Below are 18,494 nucleotides of genomic sequence, written 5' to 3'. Positions count from 1 at the left end.
TCCAGCGTACTCGCGGGTCACCAGCGCCACCGGGCGGCGAGCGCCGCGATCGCCGCGGGGCCCGCGGTCGAGGTGCGCACGACGTGCGGGCCCATGCGCACGCGCTCGCCACCGAGGCGCTCGAGCTCGTCGGGCGCGATGCCGCCCTCGGGGCCGACGACGAGCAGCATGTCACGGCCATCGGGCTCGAGCGTCGACAGCGTCGCGTCGCCCGTCGGGTCGAGCACGACGAGGCGCCACGTCGACGCGAGCGCCGCGAGCGAGGCGGTGTCGACGACCTCGAGCACCTCGGGCACGTGGGCGCGCAGCGACTGCTTGCCCGCCTCGCGCACGATCGTGCGCCAGCGCGCGAGCGCCTTCGCGCTCTTGTCGCCCTTCCAGGCGACGATCGACCGCGACGCCTGCCACGGCACGATCGCATCGACGCCGAGCTCGGTCGCCGCCTGGATCGCGAGCTCGGCGCGATCGCCCTTCGCGAGCGCCTGCGCGAGGCCGATGCGGGGCGTCGGCGCCGGCTCGTGCCGCACCGTCCGCACGACGAGCACGACCTCGGGCCGCACCTCGGCGAACTCCGCGTGGCAGAGCGTGCCGCGGCCGTCGGCCACGAGCACGCGCTCGCCCACCCGGGCCCGGCTGACCGTCGCGGCGTGCCGCGCATCCTCGGGTCCCAGCACCACGCGGTCCCCCGCCTCGACGTCGAGGTCGTCGACGTAGTAGCAGTGCGCCATCAGAAGCGCAGGAACCGATCACGGAGCTTCGAGAAGAGCCCCTGCTGGAACTGCGTCATGCGCGGTGCCGGCGGCTTCGTGCGGGCGCGCAGCTGCTCGAGCAGATCCTGCGCCTTGCGGTCGAGCCTCGTGGGCGTCGCCACCTGCACGCCGAGCTTGAGGTCGCCGCGTCCGGAGCCGCGCAGCCTGCCGACGCCGCGGCCGACGACCGTGAGCACGTCGGCGCTCTGCGCGCCCGGCTCGATCGTCACCGTCACGGGGCCGTCGATCGACTCGATCGTCGCCTCGGCGCCGAGCGCCGCGTCGATCATCGACACCTCGAGGGTGCCGAGCAGGTCGTCGCCGTCGCGGCTGAAGACGTCGTGGTGCGTGACGTGCACCTCGAGGAAGAGCGTGCCGGGCTCGCCGCCGGCCTCGCCGACCTCGCCCTGGCCGGGCAGCTGGATGCGCAGGCCCGTGTCGACGCCCGCGGGCACGTCGACCGGGATGGTGCGCTCGGCGCGCACGCGACCGTGGCCGGCGCACGTCGGGCACGGGAAGGGGATGACGGTGCCGTGACCCTGGCACGAGCCGCACGGCTGGCTCGTCACCATGTTGCCGAGCAGCGAGCGCACCTGGCGCTGCACGTGGCCGGAGCCCTGGCAGATGTCGCAGGTCTCCTCGCGCGTGCCCGGTGCCGTGCAGCGGCCGTCGCACGTCTCGCAGAGCACCGCGGTCTGCACGCGCAGGTCACGGTGCACGCCGAAGACGACGTCGTGCAGGTCGAGGTCGATGCGCAGCAGCGAGTCCTGGCCTGGCCGACGCCTGGGCCTCGGCCCCTGCTGCCTGCCTGCACCGCCGAAGAACTGCTCGAAGATGTCGCCGAGCCCGAAGCCGGCCTGCTGGGGACCGCGGTCGTAGTCGGCGCGCGACTGCGGGTCGGACAGCACGTCGTAGGCGTGCGTGACCTCCTTGAAGCGGTCGGAGGCCTCCGCGGACGGGTTCACGTCGGGATGCAGCTGCCTCGCGAGCTTGCGGTAGGCACGCTTGATGTCGTCCTGGCTGGCCTCGCGGGGCACGCCCAGGACCTCGTAGTGATCGCTCATCGCTCCTCGTCGTCGAGCAGCCGCGTCAGGTACCGCGCGACGGCGCGGACGGCTGCCATGTTCGATGCGTAGTCCATGCGGGTGGGGCCGAGCACGCCGACGCGGCCCGCCTCGTGCCCGCCGGCGCCGTAGGCGCCCGTCACGATCGACGTCTGCTCGAGCCCGTCGGCCATCTCGCGCCCGATGCGGGTCGCGACGGCCGTCGCCTCGGCATCCATCTCGCCGAACAGGCGCAGCAGGGTCACCTGCTCCTCGATGGCCTCGAGCACCATCGTCACCGAGCCCGACAGGTCGGCGCCGCCGCGCACGAGGTGCGAGGCGCCCGCGATGACCAGGCGGTCGCCCGCGGTCGGGGCCAGCACGTCGCCGAGCACGACGACGAGCCTCGCGGTCGCGGTCGCGACGATGGGCTGGGCGGCGTCGACGACGGCGCCCAGCGCCTCCTCGGCGTCGGTCGTGGGCTTGCCCGCGACGGCGACGTCGAGCGCGCGTCCGATCGCCTGCGCCGCCTCCGCGCCGATCTGCTGACCGGCGTCGACCATGCGCTGCTCGACGCGACCCGAGTCGAGGATGACGACGAGCAGCAGGCGCGACTCGGCGAGCTGCACCACCTCGACGCGGCGCACGCGCGCCTTCGCGACCGAGGGGTACTGCGCGAGCGCCACCTGGTTCGTGAGCTGCGACAGCAGGCGCACCGACCGGGCCATGACGTCGTCGAGATCGGCTGCCTCGTCGAGGAAGCGCGCGATCGCCTGGCGCTGCGCCGGCGAGAGCGGCTGCATGCCCTGCAGGCGGTCGACGAAGACGCGGTACCCCTTGTCGGTCGGGATGCGACCCGACGACGTGTGGGGCGCGACGATGAGCTCGGCCTCCTCGAGCTGCGCCATGTCGCCGCGGATCGTCGCCGCGCTCACCCCGAAGGAGTGGCGCTCGACGATCGACTTCGATCCGACCGGCTCGCTCGAGGCCACGTAGTCCCGCACGATCGCCCGCAGGACCTCGAGGCCGCGATCCGTGACCATCGTTCCCCCTCGTCTGGCACTCGTCGTTCGTGACTGCCAATCGTACCGCGCTCGACGGGGGTCGGCCCCGCCATGCCATGGGTGCGTTCTCAGCCTCCTGCGAGCATGATGGATCCAGCCAGTTCCGGCACCCGTGATCGAGAGGTTCGACCATGACCGACCCCAACGGCCCCGCGGCCGCGCCGGACGAGCCGCAGGCTCCGCAGTTCGGCTCCCCCGCCCCTGGCGCAGCCCCGGCGCCCGGCCAGCCCGCGCAGCCCTTCTCCAGCCCCGCCCCCGCTCCCGGCGCCGTGCCGCCGGCCGCCCCGGCCTACGGCGCGCCCGGCCAGCAGGTGCCGCCGCAGCAGCCGCCGGCCGCGCCCCCGTACGGCGCTCCCGGCCAGCAGACCCCGCCGCAGCAGCCCTACGGCGCGCCCCAGTACGGCGCCCCCGGCCAGCCGCAGTACGGCGCCCCCGCCGGCGCCGCGCTGTCGCCGCAGGACGAGAAGCAGTGGGCGATGCTCGGCCACCTCGGCGGCATCGCCTGGATCATCTACCTCGGCTGGCTCGGCCCGCTCATCGTGTTCCTCATGTACAAGGACCGCAGCGCGTTCGTGCGTCAGGAGGCCAAGGAGGCGCTGAACTTCCAGCTCTTCATGACGATCCTCACCGTGGGTGGTGCGATCGTCATCTCGATCCTCACCGCGATCACGTTCGGCATCGCCGGCCTGCTGTACTTCCTGGTCGGCGTCCCGCCGCTCCTCGGCATCATCTTCGCGATCATCGGCGCCGTGCGCGTCAACGGCGGCGGCTCGTACCGCTACCCGTTCAACTGGCGCATCGTCAAGTAGACGACGTCGGCACGAGCACGATGGGCACCCCGCGAGGGGTGCCCATCGTCATGTCGAGGCGGTGAGGCGCCGTACGACCGTGTCCGCCAGCAGACGGCCCCGGTCCGTCGGCACGACGCGGCCGCGCAACGCGGCGACGCCCTCCACGAGTCCCTCGGCGATGAGCCCCGCCACGGCGGCGCGCCCGTCGTCGTCGAGCACGTCGATCGGCAGCCCGGCGCGGATGCGCGTCTCGAGCAGCACGCGCTCGACGCGGCGCGTGTCGTCGTCGAGCACCTCGCGCGCGAGCGCCGGCGACTCCCCCGCCGCGAGGCGCTGCGCGTACGCGGCGGGATGCTTCACGTTCCACCAGCGCACGCCGCCGACGTGGCTGTGCGCGCCCGGGCCGATGCCCCACCAGTCGTGGCCGAGCCAGTACGACAGGTTGTGGCGCGAGACGGCGCCGCCGCGCGCCCAGTTCGACACCTCGTACCACTCGTAGCCCGCGGCGCGCAGCGCGGCGTCCGCCGTCTCGTACATCGCGGCGTGCAGGTCGTCGTCGACGGGCGCGATCTCGCCGCGCCGGATGCGACGGGCGAGCGCCGTGCCGTCCTCGACGATGAGCGCGTACGCCGACAGGTGGTCGACGTCGTACGACAGCGCGGCGTCGAGCGAGCGCTGCCAGTCGTCGAGCGACTCGCCGGGCGTGCCGTAGATGAGGTCGACGCTGACGTCGAGCCCCGCATCCTTCGCCCACTGCACGACGAGCGGCACGCGCGCCGGATCGTGGGTGCGGTCGAGCGTCGCGAGCACGTGCGGCACCGCCGACTGCATGCCGAAGCTCACCCGCGTGAAGCCCGCGTCGGCGAGGGCGCGCAGGTCGTCGGCGTCGACGGAGTCGGGGTTCGCCTCCGTCGTCACCTCGGCGCCGTCGGCGAGCCCCCATTCGTCGCGCACGGCCGCGAGCATGCGCCCGAGGTCGCCTGGCGGCAGCAGCGTGGGCGTGCCGCCACCGACGAACACCGTCGAGAGCGGACGCCGCACGGCGTCGTCGTGGGCCGCGAGCGCCTCGAGCACGCCACCGGCGAGCCGGACCTCGGCGATCGCCTGGTCGGCGTAGTCCGACTGCTTCGCGCCGCGCAGCTCGGTCGACGTGTACGTGTTGAAGTCGCAGTAGCCGCAGCGCACGCGGCAGAACGGCACGTGCAGGTATGCGCCGAACCCGCGCTCGGCAGCGCCGACCGCCGCGGATGCGGGCAGTGCGCCGTCGACCGGCGCGGCATCGCCGTCGGGCAGCTGCCCCATCAGTCGACGCGGATGCGGCGCAGCGCGTCGAGGTAGCGCGCGTGGTAGCTGCGCTGGATGCGCTGCGTCACGGGGCCGCCGAGCCGCGCCCACCACGCTTGCGGCCGCGAGAGCACGCGCAGGTGGAAGAACACGGAGTCGTCGTCGGCGAGCTCGACGAGCATGCGCTCCTCGCCCGCCTCCGGGTGGCCCTCGAGCGTGCCGAAGATCACGGCGTGCGTCGTCGCCTCGTCCTCGACCGCGATGACGCGGACCGGCGCGTGGATCTGCAGCGGGCCCACGCGGATGCGCTGCATCGCCGAGTCGCCCGGCTGCAGGAACGGCTCGCCGTCGGCGGCGAACACCTGCTGCGCCTCGGTCGACGCTGCGCGCGCGGGATCCTTGCCGTCGAACCCGACGGGTCGGTACGTGGAGTGGTCGGTCGTGGGCTGCACGTCGACCTCGATGCCGCTGAGGCGCTGCACGCGCCAGGTGCGCAGGCCTGCGACGGCCGCGTCGTAGCGGGCACGTCCGTGCCCGATGCGGGAGCGCTGCGAGACGAGCTCGTAGCCCTTCGGCGGGAAGCGGTCGAAGTCGAAGTGGGCGGTGGCGCCGATGATGCCGTAGTTGGCGGGCCGCTCTGCGAGGTCGCGCATGCGAGCCACGCTACGACTCCTTGCGCTCGCCCGTCGAGAGCGCGGCGATGAACGCCTCCTGGGGGACCTCGACGCGACCGACCATCTTCATGCGCTTCTTGCCCTCCTTCTGCTTCTCGAGGAGCTTGCGCTTGCGGGTGATGTCGCCGCCGTAGCACTTGGCGAGCACGTCCTTGCGGATGGCGCGGATCGTCTCGCGCGCGATGATGCGCGCGCCGATGGCGGCCTGGATCGGCACCTCGAACTGCTGACGCGGGATGAGCTCGCGCAGCTTGCCGGCCATGAGGGTGCCGTAGGCGTAGGCCTTCTCGCGGTGCACGATGGCGCTGAACGCGTCGACCTGCTCGCCCTGCAGCAGGATGTCGACCTTCACGAGGTCGGCCTCCTGCGTGCCGTCGACCTCGTAGTCGAGCGAGGCGTAGCCCTGCGTGCGGGACTTCAGCTGGTCGAAGAAGTCGAAGACGATCTCGCCCAGCGGCAGCCGGTAGCGCAGCTCGACGCGGTCCTCCGACAGGTACTCCATGCCCTGCAGCGTGCCGCGGCGCGTCTGGCAGAGGTCCATGATCGTGCCGACGTAGTCCTTGGGTGCGAGCACCGTCGCGTTGACGACGGGCTCGACGACGCCGTCGATCTTGCCCTCGGGGAACTCCGACGGGTTCGTGACGATGACCGCGTCCTTCGACTCCGTGCGCACCTCGTAGACGACGCTCGGCGCCGTCGCGATGAGGTCGAGGCCGAACTCGCGCGAGAGTCGCTCGGAGATGATCTCGAGGTGCAGGAGGCCGAGGAAGCCGACGCGGAAGCCGAAGCCGAGCGCCACCGAAGTCTCGGGCTCGTACACGAGCGCCGCATCCGACAGCTTGAGCTTGTCGAGCGCCTCGCGCAGGTCGGGGTAGTCGGAGCCGTCGATCGGGTACAGGCCCGAGAACACCATGGGCTTCGGGTCGGCGTAGCCCTGGAGCGCCTCGGTAGCAGGCTTCCGGAACGTCGTGACCGTGTCGCCGACCTTCGACTGGCGCACGTCCTTCACGCCCGTGATGAGGTAGCCGACCTCGCCGACCGACAGGCCCTTCGACGCGATGGGCTCGGGGCTCGAGACGCCGATCTCGAGCAGCTCGTGCGTCGAGCCCGTCGACATCATCTGGATCTTCTCGCGAGGGCTCAGCGTGCCGTCGACCATGCGGACGTACGTGACGACGCCGCGGTACGAGTCGTAGACGGAGTCGAAGATCATGGCGCGGGCGGGCGCGTCGACCTGGCCCTTGGGTGCGGGGATCGTGCCGACGACGCGGTCGAGGAGCGCCTCGACGCCCTCGCCCGTCTTGCCGGAGACGCGCAGCACGTCGGCCGGGTCGCCGCCGATGAGGCCGGCGATCTCGGCCGCGTACTTCTCGGGGTCGGCCGCCGGCAGGTCGATCTTGTTGAGCACGGGGATGATCTCGAGGTCGTTCGACATCGCGAGGTAGAGGTTCGCGAGCGTCTGCGCCTCGATGCCCTGCGCCGCGTCGACGAGCAGGATCGCGCCCTCGCACGCCGCGAGCGAGCGCGAGACCTCGTACGTGAAGTCGACGTGGCCGGGGGTGTCGATCATGTTGAGCGCGAACGTCGTGCCGTCGACGTCCCACGGCATGCGCACGGCCTGGGACTTGATCGTGATGCCGCGCTCGCGCTCGATGTCCATGCGGTCGAGGTACTGCGCACGCATCGCACGGGCGTCGACGACGCCCGTGAGCTGCAGCATGCGGTCGGCGAGCGTGGACTTGCCGTGGTCGATGTGCGCGATGATGCAGAAGTTGCGGATGCGCTCGGGCGCGGTCGAGGCGGGCTCGAGGGCGGTGGACGAGCGGGGCACGGTGCTCCTGAGGGTCACTTCGAGAGGCGGACCCTCCATCCTCTCACGCCGCACGCCCCGTCCGCCTGCGCCGACGGGGCACGATCCCGGTCGATGGCGCCCGCGACGCACCGCCCAGCGCGTTGGCGTCGCATCCGCGACCCTGGTAAAGTCCTCTGTTGGCTTCCATGCGTCGCGCCCTCTTCGCGATCGCGTGTCCGGGGCCACGAGCCGAGCCGAGTCCCACACTCGCGAGGCCGCCAGCCCCACAGGCAATCACGACCGAAGGAATCACCCATGGCGAACATCAAGTCGCAGATCAAGCGCATCCTCACCAACGAGAAGGCGACGCAGCGCAACCGCGCCGTCAAGAGCGAGCTCCGCACGCACGTGCGCGCCACGAAGTCCGCGATCACGGCCGGCGACAAGGCCGCCGCCGAGACCGCGCTCAAGCAGGCCGTGCGCAAGCTCGACAAGGCCGTCTCGAAGGGCGTCATCCACGAGAACCAGGCTGCGAACCGCAAGTCGTCGCTCGCCAAGCAGGTCGCCGCGCTCTGATCGAGCACGCATCGAGCGAAGGGCCCGTCCGCGAGGACGGGCCCTTCGTCGTTCGTGCGCGCGTCGGCTAGGACGCGAGGATGCGCACCATGCGCTCGAGCGCGTGCATCGGGCTGCGCTGCGCGCCCTTGACGGCGTGGTCGGTCTCGGCGATGAGCGCGATCGCGCGGCCGAGCCGGTCGTCGGAGTAGCGCTGCAGGTCCCGGCGCGCGTTGCGCACCTGCCACGGCGCCATGCCGAGCGCCTTCGCCGCCTGGCCCTCGGGGCCGTGGTTCGTCGACACCTTCGCGAGCTGGCGGAACCGCATGGCGAAGGCGGCGACGACGGGCACGGGGTCGGCGCCCGACGCGATCGCGTGGCGCAGACGCACGAGCGCCGCGGCGGCGTCGCCGGCGACGACGGCGTCGGCGACGTCGAACGCCGTCGTCTCGACGTGCCCGGCGTAGTACTCGCGCACCGTGTCGTCGGTGATCTCGCCCTGCGTGTCCTGCACGAGCTGCGTGCACGCGGAGGCGAGCTCGCCGAGGTCCTTCGCGAAGGCGCCGGCGAGCGCGCGCAGCGCTCCCTGCGTCACGGTGCGGCCCTGGGCCTGGATCTCGGCGCGCGCGAAGGCGATGCGCGCATCATCCTTCGTGATCGGCAGGCACGGCACCTCGACGTGCGCCTTCCTCACCGCATCCAGCAGGCGCTTGCCGCGCACGCTCGAGCCGTCGTGGCGCAGCACGAGCGTCGTGTCGGGCACGGGGTCGGCGACGTAGGCGAGCGCCTCCTCGAGGAAGGCGTCGCTCGTGGCCTGCACGCGCGAGACGCGGATGAGGCGCGGCTCGCCGAAGAGCGAGGGGCTCGCGAGCTGGATGAGGGTGCCGGGCACGTACTGGTCGGCCTCGATGTCGCTGATCTCGAGCGACGGATCCTCGTGCGCGAGGATCGAGCGGATGCGCTGGGTCGCGCGCTGCGCGAGGTACTCCTCCTTGCCCGAGACGAGCACGACGGGTGCTGGCGCTGCGGCGTCCCACGTCATCTGCCTCGGCATGCCTCCAGCGTAGGGCCGACGGGTGACGCGGGCGGTCACCGCTGCGTCCAGGCGACCTCGCCGTCGAGGGCGATCGTGCCGTGCTCGTCGGTGCGCAGCACGAGCATGCCGCGGCGCTCGAGCTCGGCCATGAGGTCGGGTGCCGGATGGCCGTAGTCGTTCGGGCCGACGGGCACGAGCGCGACGTCGGCGCCGATGGCGTCGTAGAGCGGCAGGTGCTGGTCGGGCGATCCGTGATGCGCGACCACGACGACGTCGGAGACGGGCACGCCGTCGGCGAGGAGCGCGCGCTGGGCCTCCGCGCCCAGGTCGCCGAGCACGAGCACCCGCTGGCCGCCGACCGTCGCGGCGACGACGATCGAGGCGTCGTTGCCGGGCTCCGCGTCGGCATCCTCGGGCCGCAGCAGGTCGAGGGCGCCGTCGCCGACGCGCACCGACTCCCCCGCCGTGCCGAGGTGCAGGCGCGCGCCGCGGGCGGCGAGGTCGTCGAGCAGCGATGGCGCGTCGTCGTCGGGCGGCCCGTGCACGACGAGGTCGGCACGGCCGGCGATCGCGTCGACGCCACCGACGTGGTCGGCGTCGAAGTGCGTGAGCACGACGACGTCGAGCCGGTCGATGCCGAGCAGGTCGATGCACGCGGCGACGGGCTCCGGCTCCCGACCCGTGTCGACGAGCACCGTGGCGTCGCCGAGGCGCAGCACCGTCGCCGCGCCCTGCCCGACGTCGCACTGCGCGATGGTCCAGTCGGGCAGCGTCGCCCGCGCGACGAGCGTCGGCACCTGCACGGTGCCCGTCGCGAGCAGGACGACGCACACGGCGGCGATCGCGCCTCGGCCGATGCGACGCGCGGCGATACCGGCGCCGACCGCGGCCACGACGGCGACTGCGAGCACGACGCCGGCCCATCCGGCCGGCCACGGCGGCCCGGCCGGCAGCAGCGTCGACGCGTGCGCGAGCCCCGCGATCCACGCCGAGGGCAGCCACGCGATCCACGCGACGGCGGCGGCGAGCGCGGGCGCGACGACGGCGACGGCGCACACGACGAGCCCCAGCACCGTCGCGACGGGTGCGGCCGGCGCCGCGAGCACGTTGACGGGCACGGCGACGAGCGCGATGCGCGGGTCGAGCACGACGAGCACCGGCAGGCACCACAGCTGCGCCGCGAGCGGCACGCCGATCGCCGCCGCGACCGGCATCGGCATCCACCGCACGAGCGCCTCCGCGAGCGGCTGCGCGTGCACGAGCAGCCCCGCCGTCGCGAGCACCGACAGCGCGAAGCCCGCCGACCGCGCGAGCGTCGGGTCGACGGCGAGCGCCACGAGCACCGCGAGGGCGAGCAGGGCGATGCCCACCCGGCGCACGCCGCGGTGCAGCGCGACGAGCGCGAGCCCCGCCATGATCGACGCGCGCACCACGCTCGGCTCGGGGCCGACGAGCACGACGAAGCCCGCGAGCGCAGCACCCGCGACCGCGACGCGCAGCCAGCGCCGCAGCCCGGCCGCCATGGCGCAGCCGAGTGCGAGCGCCACGACGATCGCACAGTTCGCCCCCGACACCGCCGTGAGGTGCGTGAGGCCCGCCTGCAGCATCGCGGCGTCGAGCGCCGGGGACACGAGCGACGTGTCGCCGATCGCGAGGCCCGGCAGCAGCGCGCCGCCGTCGCCGGGCAGGTGCGCCGTCGACCGCCGCAGCCCGTCGCGCACGTCGGCCGACCATCCCGCCCACCATGCGCGGTCGACGCGTTCGACGTCCTCGCACGCGAGTCGCCAGGCATCCGCGGGTCCCGCATCGCCCGGCCACGCGTCGCACGTCGCCGTCACGGTGTCGCCGAGCGCGACGTCGGCGCCCGTCGCGTCGAGCACCACCACGACGACGCGGGCATCGCGCACCACCTCGTCGCCGCACGCCGCCTCGACGATGCGAGCCGGCATCGGCGCGGCGTGGCCGCCGAGCTCGAGCGTCATCGCCTCGCACGCCCACAGGTCGCGCTCGAGGGTCGGCACGCTCAGCAGCAGCCCCGCGAGCCCCGCGCCGACGGCGACGAGCGTCGCGACGGCGCGGATGCGCGCGACGCGGTGCGCGAGCACCACGCCCACCACGGCCAGGACGAGGGCTGCGATCGCGACGAGACGCTGCACCTCGCTGCCCCAAGCGAGCGCCATCGCCGCCCACGCGATCCCCGCCGGCACGACGAGGCGCGCATCCGTCGACGCGACGAGCCGCATGCGTCAGAACGACACGAGCGGCTCGAGCGCTGCGAGCATCGCGGGCCCGATGCCCGAGACGGCGTCGAGGTCGTCGATCGACGCGAAGGGGCCCTGCTCCTCGCGGTACGCGACGATCGCGCTCGCGAGCGTCGGGCCGATGCGCGGCAGGGTGTCGAGCTCGTCGACCGTCGCCTGGTTCACGTCCACGAGGCCGCTCGCATCGATCGCGCCGGGCGGCGCCTCCCCCACGACCGGCACGCGCACCTGCGACCCGTCGGTGAGCGGCTGCGCCAGGTTGAGCGCCGACGAGTCCGCCTCTGCCGTCGCGCCGCCCGCGCGAGCGATGGCGTCGACCACCCGTGCGCCGTCGGCCAGCGCGTAGACGCCGGGCCGCGCCACGGCGCCCTGCACGTCGACGAGGATCGTCGCGGCCGACGCACCCGCCTGCTCCTCGACGACCGCCGGCGCGACCTGCGGCACGGCCGCCTGCGTCACGACGGCGCCCACGACCGCGCCACCGACGAGCACCGCGGCCGCGCCCACGCCGATGCGCCACCGCAGGGACTGCTCCATGCCGAGCGACGCTAGGGGCGCGAGACGCCGAGCCCGTCGTCACGTCGGGGACCTGTGGATGCGGCCTGCCTGTGAGGGAGCGACGAGCGCGCGACCCCGGGCACGGCGGTCAGGCGCAGCGCGCGACGGCCTCCACCTGGCGCAGCGCATCCTCGGCCGTGCGTCGGTCGGACGCCGTCGCGCGCACCTCGCCCGTCGCGCGGTCGATGGCGATGCGTGCGCCCGTCGAGCGCTCGAGCGCCTGGATCGTCGCGCCGCCCTGCCCGACGACGGCGCCGATCGCGTCGCGCGGGATGCGACCGAGCGCGACGCGCTGCCACGCCGTCGACTTCACGACGACCTCCGCGGCCGGCGGCCAGGGCGCGACGACCCAGACCTTGAGCACGTCGCCGTCGAGGTCGCGCTCAAGCGCCACGCTGCCCTCCTCGGCATCCGGCGTCGCACGATGCGGTGCTCGCGCCACCAGCGCGACGTCGCGCTCGAGCACGCCGCGCTGCGCCATCCGCTCGCGCGCATGCGTCGTGAGCCGCACGGGCGTCGTCGACGGCAGCGCGACGACGCGCTCCCGAGCGCGGGACGGGCGCCGACGCAGCCCGCGCAGCAGCAGCCCCGCGACGACGACGAGCAGCAGCGCGCCGAGCGCGATGGCGATGACGGGCACGTCCATGGCGCTCCTCCGATTCCGTCTCGCAGGCGATTCCGGGTGCTGAGGGGAATGCTCCCTCAGGACCCGGAATCGCCTGCAGAACGCAAGCTCAGCGGGTCAGGCGGTCAGCGCACCACGAGGTTCACGAGCTGGGGCGCACGCACGATCGCCTTCACGATCTGGCCGTCGCCGACCGAGCGCACGACGCCGGGCAGCTCGCGCGCGAGCGCCTCGAGCTCGTCGGCGCCGATCGAGGCCGGGACCTCGACGCGGTCGCGCACCTTGCCGTTGACCTGCACGATCGCGGTCGTCGACTGCTCCACGAGCAGCGTCGCGTCGGGCTTGCGCCAGCCGGCGTTCGCGATCGACGGCTCGTGGCCGAGCCTGGCCCACATGTCCTCGGCCGTGTACGGCGCGTAGAGCGACAGGCCGAGCGCGATGGCCTCGACGGCCTCGCGCACGGCGGGGTCCGCCGCGCCGGCAGCGCCGTCGACGGCCTTGCGGGCAGCGTTCGTCAGCTCCATGAGGCGCGCGACGACGACGTTGAACTTCAGCGCCTCGATGAGCCCGGGGGCGTCGCGCCAGAACCTGTGCGTCTCGCGGCGCAGCGCGGCGTCGCCGCCCTTCGCATCCGCGCCCTTGGGCGCCTTGACCTCGCCCGACAGTCGCCACGCGCGCGCCAGGAACTTCTGCGCACCGGCGGGGCTGACGTCCTTCCAGTCGATGTCGTCCTCGGGCGGGCCGGCGAACGACATCGTGACGCGGATGGCGTCGACGCCGAAGCGGTCGAGCTCCTCGGACAGCGTCACGAGGTTGCCCTTCGACTTCGACATCTTCGCGCCGTCGAGGATGACCATGCCCTGGTTCAGCAGCGACTCGAACGGCTCGGTGAACGACACGTGGCCCAGGTCGAACAGCACCTTCGTGATGAAGCGCGCGTAGAGCAGGTGCAGGATGGCGTGCTCGACGCCGCCGACGTAGCGGTCGACGGGTGCCCAGCGCTCGGCCTGCTTCGGGTCGAACGCCTTCGTGTCGTCGTTCGGCGACAGGAAGCGCAGGTAGTACCACGACGAGTCGACGAACGTGTCCATCGTGTCGGGGTCGCGCTGCGCGGGGCTGCCGTCGATCGGCGACGGCACCTGCATCCACTCCGTCGCCGCGCCCAGCGGGCTCGAGCCCTTGGGCTTGAGATCGAGGCCCGAGGCATCCGGCAGCGTCACGGGCAGCTGCTCGAGCGGCACGGGCACCATCTCGCCGTCGGCGGTGTGCACGATCGGGATGGGCGTGCCCCAGTAGCGCTGGCGCGAGATGAGCCAGTCGCGCAGTCGGTACGTCTTGGCGGCGCCGCCGATGCCGCGCTCCTCGAGCATCGCGATGGCGCGGGCGATGGCGTTCTGCTTCGACAGCCCGTCGAGCGGTCCCGACTGGATCATGCGGCCGGAGCCCGTGAGCGCCTCGCCCGTGACGGCGGGGTCGACGGGCTCGTACGACTCGGGCTCGATGGCGTTGCCGTCGTCGTCGATGGGGATCATGGGCATGACGCCCGTGACGGGCGCGTTCGTGTCGAGCACCACCTTGACCGGCAGGTCGAAGGCGCGCGCGAAGTCGAGGTCGCGCTGGTCGTGCGCGGGCACGGCCATCACGGCGCCGTGGCCGTAGTCGGCCAGCACGTAGTCGGCGGCCCAGATCGCGAGGCGCTCGCCCGTGAACGGGTGGATCGCGTCGCGCCCGAGGGGCACGCCGGTCTTCTCGCGCTCGGTCGACTGGCGGTCGATGTCGGTCATGCGCTGCGTGCGCTGCAGGTACTCGGCGAAGGCCGCCTGCGTCGCCTCGTCGGCGCCCGCGACGAGCTCGGAGGCCAGGTCGGAGTCGGGCGCGACGACCATGAAGGTCACGCCGAACAGGGTGTCGGGGCGCGTCGTGAAGACGCGCACGGGCTCGTCGCGGCCCTCGATCGCGAAGTCGACGTCGGCGCCCTCGGAGCGGCCGATCCAGTTGCGCTGCATGCGCAGCACCTTCTCGGGCCAGCGACCCTCGAGCTGGTTGAGGTCGTCGAGCAGGCGGTCGGCGTAGTCGGTGATCTTGAAGAACCACTGCGTCAGCTGCTTCTTCTCGACGAGCGCGTCGCAGCGCTCGCAGTGGCCGTCGATGACCTGCTCGTTCGCCAGCACCGTCTGGTCGTTGGGGCACCAGTTGACGTTCGCGGGCTTGCGGTACGCCAGGCCGGCCTTGAACAGCTCGAGGAACAGCCACTGGTTCCACTTGTAGTAGCCGGGGTCCGACGTGTGCAGGATGCGGTCCCAGTCGAACGCCGTGGCGTAGCGGCGCATCGAGCGCTTGTGCTGCTCGATGTTCTCGTTGGTCCAGCCAGCCGGATCCACGCCGCGGCGGATGGCCGCGTTCTCGGCGGGCAGGCCGAAGGAGTCCCAGCCGATGGGATGCAGCACGTTGAAGCCCTGCTGGCGCCAGTAGCGCGCGAGCACGTCGCCGTACGCGTACGACTCGGCGTGACCCATGTGCAGGTCGCCCGAGGGGTACGGGAACATGTCGAGCACGTACTTGCGGGGGCGCGTGTCGCCGTCGTCGTCGGTCGCGAACGGGCGAAGTCGATCCCACTCCTGCAGCCACCGCTCCTGCATGGCGTGGACGTCGTACTCTTCGCTCACCGGTCGTCTCCTGGGTCTCCTGCACGTGCGGACGCACGCGTAGGACGCGCGCGAGCACCGCATCCGATCCTACGACCCGCGGCGGAGGCTGCCGTGCGTCGAGCGCCGACCGGTGGCAGACTGATCCCTCGGAAGGGAGCGTGGTGCCCGGGTTCGACAATCCGCCTGCGACGATCGACCTCCATGACCATCGCGTCACGAGGATCGTCACGGTCGACGCGACCCCGGATGCGGTCTGGACCTGCATCACGGAGCCCGAGCATCTCGCGCGGTGGCTCGGCGACATCGCCGCCTTCCCCGAGGGCCTCGTCGCCGGAGCGCAGGGACGCTTCGCGTGGACGGGCGAGGTCGTGCTCGCCGCACGCGTGCTCGACGTCGTGCCTGCCGAGCGCCTGTCGTTCGAGTGGTCCGAGGGCTTCGTCGACCAGAACGCCACGCAGGTGACGTTCGCGATCAAGCCCACCGAGGGCGGCACGCTCGTGCACTTCGAGGAGCGCGGCTTCCAGCTGGGCGGATCGCAGTCGCAGGTGCGCGCATCCCTCCGCGCGCTGGCGCAGGGCTGGACCGTCGAGCTCGACGAGCTCGTCGCCTACGCGGAGTCGCGCGCCGCCTGACCGCTGCCGCCGAGCGGCACGAGGGCGCGCACGAGCGCCTCTGCCTTGAGCGCGACCTCGTCGACCTCCTCCTCGGGCACCGAGAGCGCCGTGATGCCGCCTCCGATGCCGATCGTCGCGCCATGCGCGTCGGCGACGATCGAGCGGATGACCATGGCGACGTCGCACGCGTCGGCCGTGATCGCGCCGAAGCAGCCGGCGTACACGCCGCGCGGCCCCGTCTCGAGCGCCTGCAGCAGCTCGACGGTGCGGCGCTTCGGCGCGCCCGTCATCGAGCCCGCCGGGAAGGTGGCGCGCAGCACGTCGACGGGGCCGACGCCCTCGCGCACGGTGCCGGCGATCGTCGAGACGAGCTGATGCACCGTCGGGTAGGTCTCGACGGCGAGGAGGCTCGTCACGGCGACGCTGCCCGGCTCGCACACCCGCTGCAGGTCGTTGCGGCAGAGGTCGACGATCATGACGTTCTCGGCGCGCTCCTTCTCGCTCGTGCGCAGCTCCTCGGCGAGCGCGGCGTCGTCGGCGCCGGTCCCCCGCCTCCTCGTGCCCTTGATGGGGCTCGTCTGCACGCGGCCGTCCTCGAGGCGCAGGAAGCGCTCGGGGCTCGCGGAGGCGAGGGTCGTGCCGGCGATGCGCAGCAGGCCACCGTGATGCGCCCGAGCCGTGGCGCGCAGTCGCAGGTAGGTGGCGAGGGGGTCGATCGGGCCGGTCTCGACCGCCGTGGTGAGGCACAGCAGGTACGAGTCGCCCTCGCGGATCGCGCGCTGGCAGGCGGCGATGGCGGCGAGGTACGCCTCGGGCTCGTCGCGCCAGCGCACGGTCGCGGGCGGGGCGTCGGCGTACCAGGGAGGCAGCACGGCCGCGGGCAGCGGCTCGGGTGTCGCACGACGCGACTGCAGCTGCGCCGTGCGCGTGTCGTCGTCGATGACGATCCACGTCGACAGGCGCATCCAGGCGGCGTCGGGATGCGGCGAGGGCGCGGGTGCCAGCCCCAGCAGTCGCACGCCGGCCTCGTAGCCGAGCCAGCCGACCCACGCGCCGCCGTCGGCGGTCGCAGCCTCGAGCGCGTCGAGCGCGTCGCCCGCCACGGGCTCGCCGTCGCGCGTCGCGGCCCCCTCGCGCACGACGAGCGTCGCGTCGCCGACGCCGAGCACGTGCCGGCCACCCGACGCGGAGTCGAGCCAGACGACGTCGCGCGTGCCGTCGCCCGCGTCCCAGAGCGCCGTCGCCAGCCCCGCGGGGTCGACGTACGGGATGTCCTGCCACGACGCTGCGCCGAGCCAGGGCATGAGGAGCCCATGGGCTGGTGCCATACCCTGCATCCTATGAGCGGGGCGGCGGCGAGCGGGGTGACGGCGACGACGGCCTCGGCCGCACGATCCGTCGGCTTCGACGGCACGCGCTTCGCGCACGTCGCGACGCCGACGCGCGACCCGCTCGTCGCCGACTCGCTGCTCGTCGTCGACGGCGGCGCGGTCGGCTGGGCCATGCACGTCGAGCGCTTCGTCGCCTCGGTCGAGCGGCAGGGCGGCGACCCCGACGTCGCCGCGCGCGCTGCCGCCGCGGCGCCGGATGCCGTGCCGCGATCGGGCGCGTGGTTCCCGCGCCTCGACTGGCCGCACGCCGACGACGCCGACGGGCCCGTGCTGCACGTGCGCCCCGCCCCGACGCGCGTCCGCCGAGCACGCGTGCGCACCGCCGAGGCCGACCCGCGGTCGACGCCCGGCGTGAAGGGCCCCGACCTCACGGCGCTCGCCGCGCTGCGCGAGGACGCACGCGCGGAGGGCGCGGACGAGGCGGCGATCGTCGTCGGCGACGCGATCGTCGACGGTGCGACGAGCGCCGTCGTGTGGTGGCGCGACGACGTGCTGCACGTGCCGAGCGGCGACCTGCCGCGCGTCGACTCCGTCACGGCGCGCCAGGTGCTCGCCCTCGCCGCAGCGCGCGGCGTGCGGGTGCTCGAGCGGCGGGCGACGCCCGCATCCCTCGCCGGCGCCGAGGTCTGGATCGTCAACGCGCTGCACGGCATCCGCGGCGTCACGGCGTGGGCCGAGCCCGACGGCACGCATCACGAGCTCGCGTCGCCCGAGCGCGCCGATGCGTGGCATGCGGCGCTCGAGCGGTTGCGGCGGCCGTGGACCTGAACGCCTGGATCACCGGCTTCCTCGACGTCGTGCAGTCGGTGGAGCCCTGGTTGCGCACGCTCATCGCCGGCGTCGCGATCATGCTCGAGACGAGCGTGCTGCTCGGCCTCCTCGTGCCCGGCGACACCGTCGTGCTCGTCGCCGCGACGGGCATCGAGGACGTGGGGCAGTGGGCGGCGCTCGTCGCCGCGTGCATCGCGGGCGCGCTGCTGGGCGAGTCGTTCGGCTTCGCCATCGGGCGCTGGCTCGGGCCGCGCATCGACGGCTGGCTCGGCCGCCGCTGGCCGCGCGCTGCGGAGCGCTGGGCGCGCATCGAGCGCTACCTGCAGCGCCGAGGCGGCCCGGCGATCTTCCTGTCGCGCTTCCTGCCCGTCGCCCACTCGCTCGTGCCGCTCGTCGTCGGTGCCAGCGGCATGCGCTACCGGCGCTTCATCGCCTGGACCGTGCCGGCGTGCGTCCTGTGGGCGCTCGCGTACGGCAGCGTCGGCTGGCTCGCCGCCGGGTCGTTCCGCGAGCTGTCGGAGAGCCTGCACGGTGCCGGGTACGTCTTCGTCGCCATCATCGCGGCCTTCCTCGCCGTCGTCTGGCTCGCGAAGCGCTGGCTCGTGCGCCGCGAGGCGCAGCACATGGACTGACGCGCG

At 73.4% G+C, this 18,494-nt stretch carries 17 protein-coding genes; 5 read left to right on the top strand and 12 right to left on the bottom strand.

Features of this window, described 5'->3' with window-relative positions; translation table 11 throughout:
- Window positions 1-17: 17 nt before the first annotated feature.
- The 3 genes from FS793_RS00825 to hrcA are packed head-to-tail and all read right to left on the bottom strand — an operon-like array spanning window position 18 to window position 2,835.
- The gene (locus FS793_RS00825) at window positions 18-728 is read right to left on the bottom strand and encodes a 16S rRNA (uracil(1498)-N(3))-methyltransferase (RefSeq protein WP_144717616.1); all 711 of its coding nucleotides are present in this window, start codon (window positions 726-728) and stop codon (window positions 18-20) included.
- Window positions 728-1,813 carry a DnaJ C-terminal domain-containing protein gene (locus tag FS793_RS00820; RefSeq protein ID WP_144717614.1) on the bottom strand — a complete coding sequence of 362 codons (1,086 nt, stop codon included), beginning with the start codon at window positions 1,811-1,813 and terminating at the stop codon, window positions 728-730. The genes FS793_RS00825 and FS793_RS00820 overlap by 1 nt, the downstream gene beginning before the upstream one ends.
- A complete protein-coding gene (gene hrcA / locus FS793_RS00815) occupies window positions 1,810-2,835 on the bottom strand; it encodes a heat-inducible transcriptional repressor HrcA (protein ID WP_144717612.1) in 1,026 nt (341 codons plus the stop codon). The genes FS793_RS00820 and hrcA overlap by 4 nt, the downstream gene beginning before the upstream one ends.
- A gap of 152 nt (window positions 2,836-2,987) precedes the next feature.
- On the opposite strand from hrcA, the gene FS793_RS16510 reads away from it, so the two are divergent.
- Window positions 2,988-3,665, top strand: a complete 678-nt coding sequence (locus FS793_RS16510; protein ID WP_144717610.1) for a DUF4870 domain-containing protein — start codon at window positions 2,988-2,990, stop codon at window positions 3,663-3,665.
- A 48-nt stretch (window positions 3,666-3,713) separates the two neighbouring features.
- Here the strand turns inward: FS793_RS16510 and hemW are convergent, their stop codons facing one another.
- The 3 genes from hemW to lepA are packed head-to-tail and all read right to left on the bottom strand — an operon-like array spanning window position 3,714 to window position 7,436.
- Window positions 3,714-4,949 carry a radical SAM family heme chaperone HemW gene (gene hemW / locus FS793_RS00805; protein WP_440130432.1) on the bottom strand — a complete coding sequence of 412 codons (1,236 nt, stop codon included), beginning with the start codon at window positions 4,947-4,949 and terminating at the stop codon, window positions 3,714-3,716.
- A complete protein-coding gene (locus FS793_RS00800) occupies window positions 4,949-5,584 on the bottom strand; it encodes a DUF1990 family protein (protein WP_144717608.1) in 636 nt (211 codons plus the stop codon). The genes hemW and FS793_RS00800 overlap by 1 nt, the downstream gene beginning before the upstream one ends.
- A 10-nt stretch (window positions 5,585-5,594) precedes the next feature.
- Window positions 5,595-7,436 (bottom strand): translation elongation factor 4, encoded by a 1,842-nt coding sequence (gene lepA, locus FS793_RS00795; RefSeq protein WP_260979960.1) that lies wholly within the window; start codon window positions 7,434-7,436, stop codon window positions 5,595-5,597.
- A 276-nt stretch (window positions 7,437-7,712) separates the two neighbouring features.
- Here lepA and rpsT point away from each other — a divergent pair, with 276 nt between their 5' ends.
- Complete coding sequence (rpsT, locus tag FS793_RS00790; protein WP_144717604.1) at window positions 7,713-7,973, top strand: 30S ribosomal protein S20; 261 nt, start codon at window positions 7,713-7,715, stop codon at window positions 7,971-7,973.
- 67 nt (window positions 7,974-8,040) lie between these two features.
- On the opposite strand, the gene holA is transcribed toward rpsT, so the two are convergent.
- From holA to leuS, 5 genes are all read right to left on the bottom strand, one after another.
- On the bottom strand, window positions 8,041-9,006 hold the full coding sequence (gene holA / locus FS793_RS00785; protein ID WP_144717602.1) for a DNA polymerase III subunit delta: 966 nt from the start codon (window positions 9,004-9,006) through the stop codon (window positions 8,041-8,043).
- 35 nt (window positions 9,007-9,041) lie between these two features.
- Complete coding sequence (locus FS793_RS00780) at window positions 9,042-11,231, bottom strand: ComEC/Rec2 family competence protein (protein ID WP_144717600.1); 2,190 nt, start codon at window positions 11,229-11,231, stop codon at window positions 9,042-9,044.
- 3 nt (window positions 11,232-11,234) lie between these two features.
- The gene (locus FS793_RS00775; RefSeq protein ID WP_144717598.1) at window positions 11,235-11,786 is read right to left on the bottom strand and encodes a ComEA family DNA-binding protein; all 552 of its coding nucleotides are present in this window, start codon (window positions 11,784-11,786) and stop codon (window positions 11,235-11,237) included.
- 109 nt (window positions 11,787-11,895) lie between these two features.
- Entirely contained in the window at window positions 11,896-12,453 is a 558-nt protein-coding gene (locus FS793_RS00770; protein ID WP_144717596.1) for a KH domain-containing protein, read from the bottom strand.
- Between the two features lie 104 nt (window positions 12,454-12,557).
- Window positions 12,558-15,161, bottom strand: a complete 2,604-nt coding sequence (gene leuS, locus FS793_RS00765; RefSeq protein ID WP_144717594.1) for a leucine--tRNA ligase — start codon at window positions 15,159-15,161, stop codon at window positions 12,558-12,560.
- Window positions 15,162-15,241: 80 nt separating this feature from the next.
- On the opposite strand from leuS, the gene FS793_RS00760 reads away from it, so the two are divergent.
- Window positions 15,242-15,712 carry an SRPBCC domain-containing protein gene (locus tag FS793_RS00760; RefSeq protein ID WP_186329263.1) on the top strand — a complete coding sequence of 157 codons (471 nt, stop codon included), beginning with the start codon at window positions 15,242-15,244 and terminating at the stop codon, window positions 15,710-15,712.
- On the opposite strand, the gene FS793_RS00755 is transcribed toward FS793_RS00760, so the two are convergent.
- Window positions 15,688-17,022 (bottom strand): anthranilate synthase component I family protein, encoded by a 1,335-nt coding sequence (locus tag FS793_RS00755; RefSeq protein WP_260979958.1) that lies wholly within the window; start codon window positions 17,020-17,022, stop codon window positions 15,688-15,690. The genes FS793_RS00760 and FS793_RS00755 overlap by 25 nt on opposite strands.
- Window positions 17,023-17,034: 12 nt before the next feature.
- On the opposite strand from FS793_RS00755, the gene FS793_RS00750 reads away from it, so the two are divergent.
- Window positions 17,035-17,853, top strand: coding sequence for an aminotransferase class IV (locus FS793_RS00750; RefSeq protein WP_186329262.1), 819 nt, complete (start codon window positions 17,035-17,037; stop codon window positions 17,851-17,853).
- On the top strand, window positions 17,850-18,488 hold the full coding sequence (locus FS793_RS00745) for a DedA family protein (RefSeq protein WP_144719699.1): 639 nt from the start codon (window positions 17,850-17,852) through the stop codon (window positions 18,486-18,488). The genes FS793_RS00750 and FS793_RS00745 overlap by 4 nt, the downstream gene beginning before the upstream one ends.
- Window positions 18,489-18,494 lie beyond the last annotated feature (6 nt).

Origin of the sequence: Agrococcus jejuensis (assembly GCF_007679035.1) — a bacterium.
In the GTDB taxonomy this organism is placed as follows: domain Bacteria; phylum Actinomycetota; class Actinomycetes; order Actinomycetales; family Microbacteriaceae; genus Agrococcus; species Agrococcus jejuensis_A.
This window is presented reverse-complemented; position numbering and strand designations above follow the sequence as displayed.

Excerpts from the sequence above, each read along its gene's own strand:
- FS793_RS00755 (WP_260979958.1), bottom strand. The coding sequence starts at position 17,022 with ATGGCACCAGCCCATGGGCTCCTCATGCCCTGGCTCGGCGCAGCGTCG.
- FS793_RS00775 (WP_144717598.1), bottom strand. The coding sequence starts at position 11,786 with ATGGAGCAGTCCCTGCGGTGGCGCATCGGCGTGGGCGCGGCCGCGGTG.
- rpsT (WP_144717604.1), top strand. The coding sequence starts at position 7,713 with ATGGCGAACATCAAGTCGCAGATCAAGCGCATCCTCACCAACGAGAAG.
- FS793_RS00750 (WP_186329262.1), top strand. The coding sequence starts at position 17,035 with ATGAGCGGGGCGGCGGCGAGCGGGGTGACGGCGACGACGGCCTCGGCC.
- FS793_RS00825 (WP_144717616.1), bottom strand. The coding sequence starts at position 728 with ATGGCGCACTGCTACTACGTCGACGACCTCGACGTCGAGGCGGGGGAC.
- FS793_RS00800 (WP_144717608.1), bottom strand. The coding sequence starts at position 5,584 with ATGCGCGACCTCGCAGAGCGGCCCGCCAACTACGGCATCATCGGCGCC.
- hrcA (WP_144717612.1), bottom strand. The coding sequence starts at position 2,835 with ATGGTCACGGATCGCGGCCTCGAGGTCCTGCGGGCGATCGTGCGGGAC.
- FS793_RS00820 (WP_144717614.1), bottom strand. The coding sequence starts at position 1,813 with ATGAGCGATCACTACGAGGTCCTGGGCGTGCCCCGCGAGGCCAGCCAG.
- FS793_RS00780 (WP_144717600.1), bottom strand. The coding sequence starts at position 11,231 with ATGCGGCTCGTCGCGTCGACGGATGCGCGCCTCGTCGTGCCGGCGGGG.
- FS793_RS16510 (WP_144717610.1), top strand. The coding sequence starts at position 2,988 with ATGACCGACCCCAACGGCCCCGCGGCCGCGCCGGACGAGCCGCAGGCT.
- hemW (WP_440130432.1), bottom strand. The coding sequence starts at position 4,949 with ATGGGGCAGCTGCCCGACGGCGATGCCGCGCCGGTCGACGGCGCACTG.
- holA (WP_144717602.1), bottom strand. The coding sequence starts at position 9,006 with ATGCCGAGGCAGATGACGTGGGACGCCGCAGCGCCAGCACCCGTCGTG.
- FS793_RS00770 (WP_144717596.1), bottom strand. The coding sequence starts at position 12,453 with ATGGACGTGCCCGTCATCGCCATCGCGCTCGGCGCGCTGCTGCTCGTC.
- leuS (WP_144717594.1), bottom strand. The coding sequence starts at position 15,161 with ATGCGGTGCTCGCGCGCGTCCTACGCGTGCGTCCGCACGTGCAGGAGA.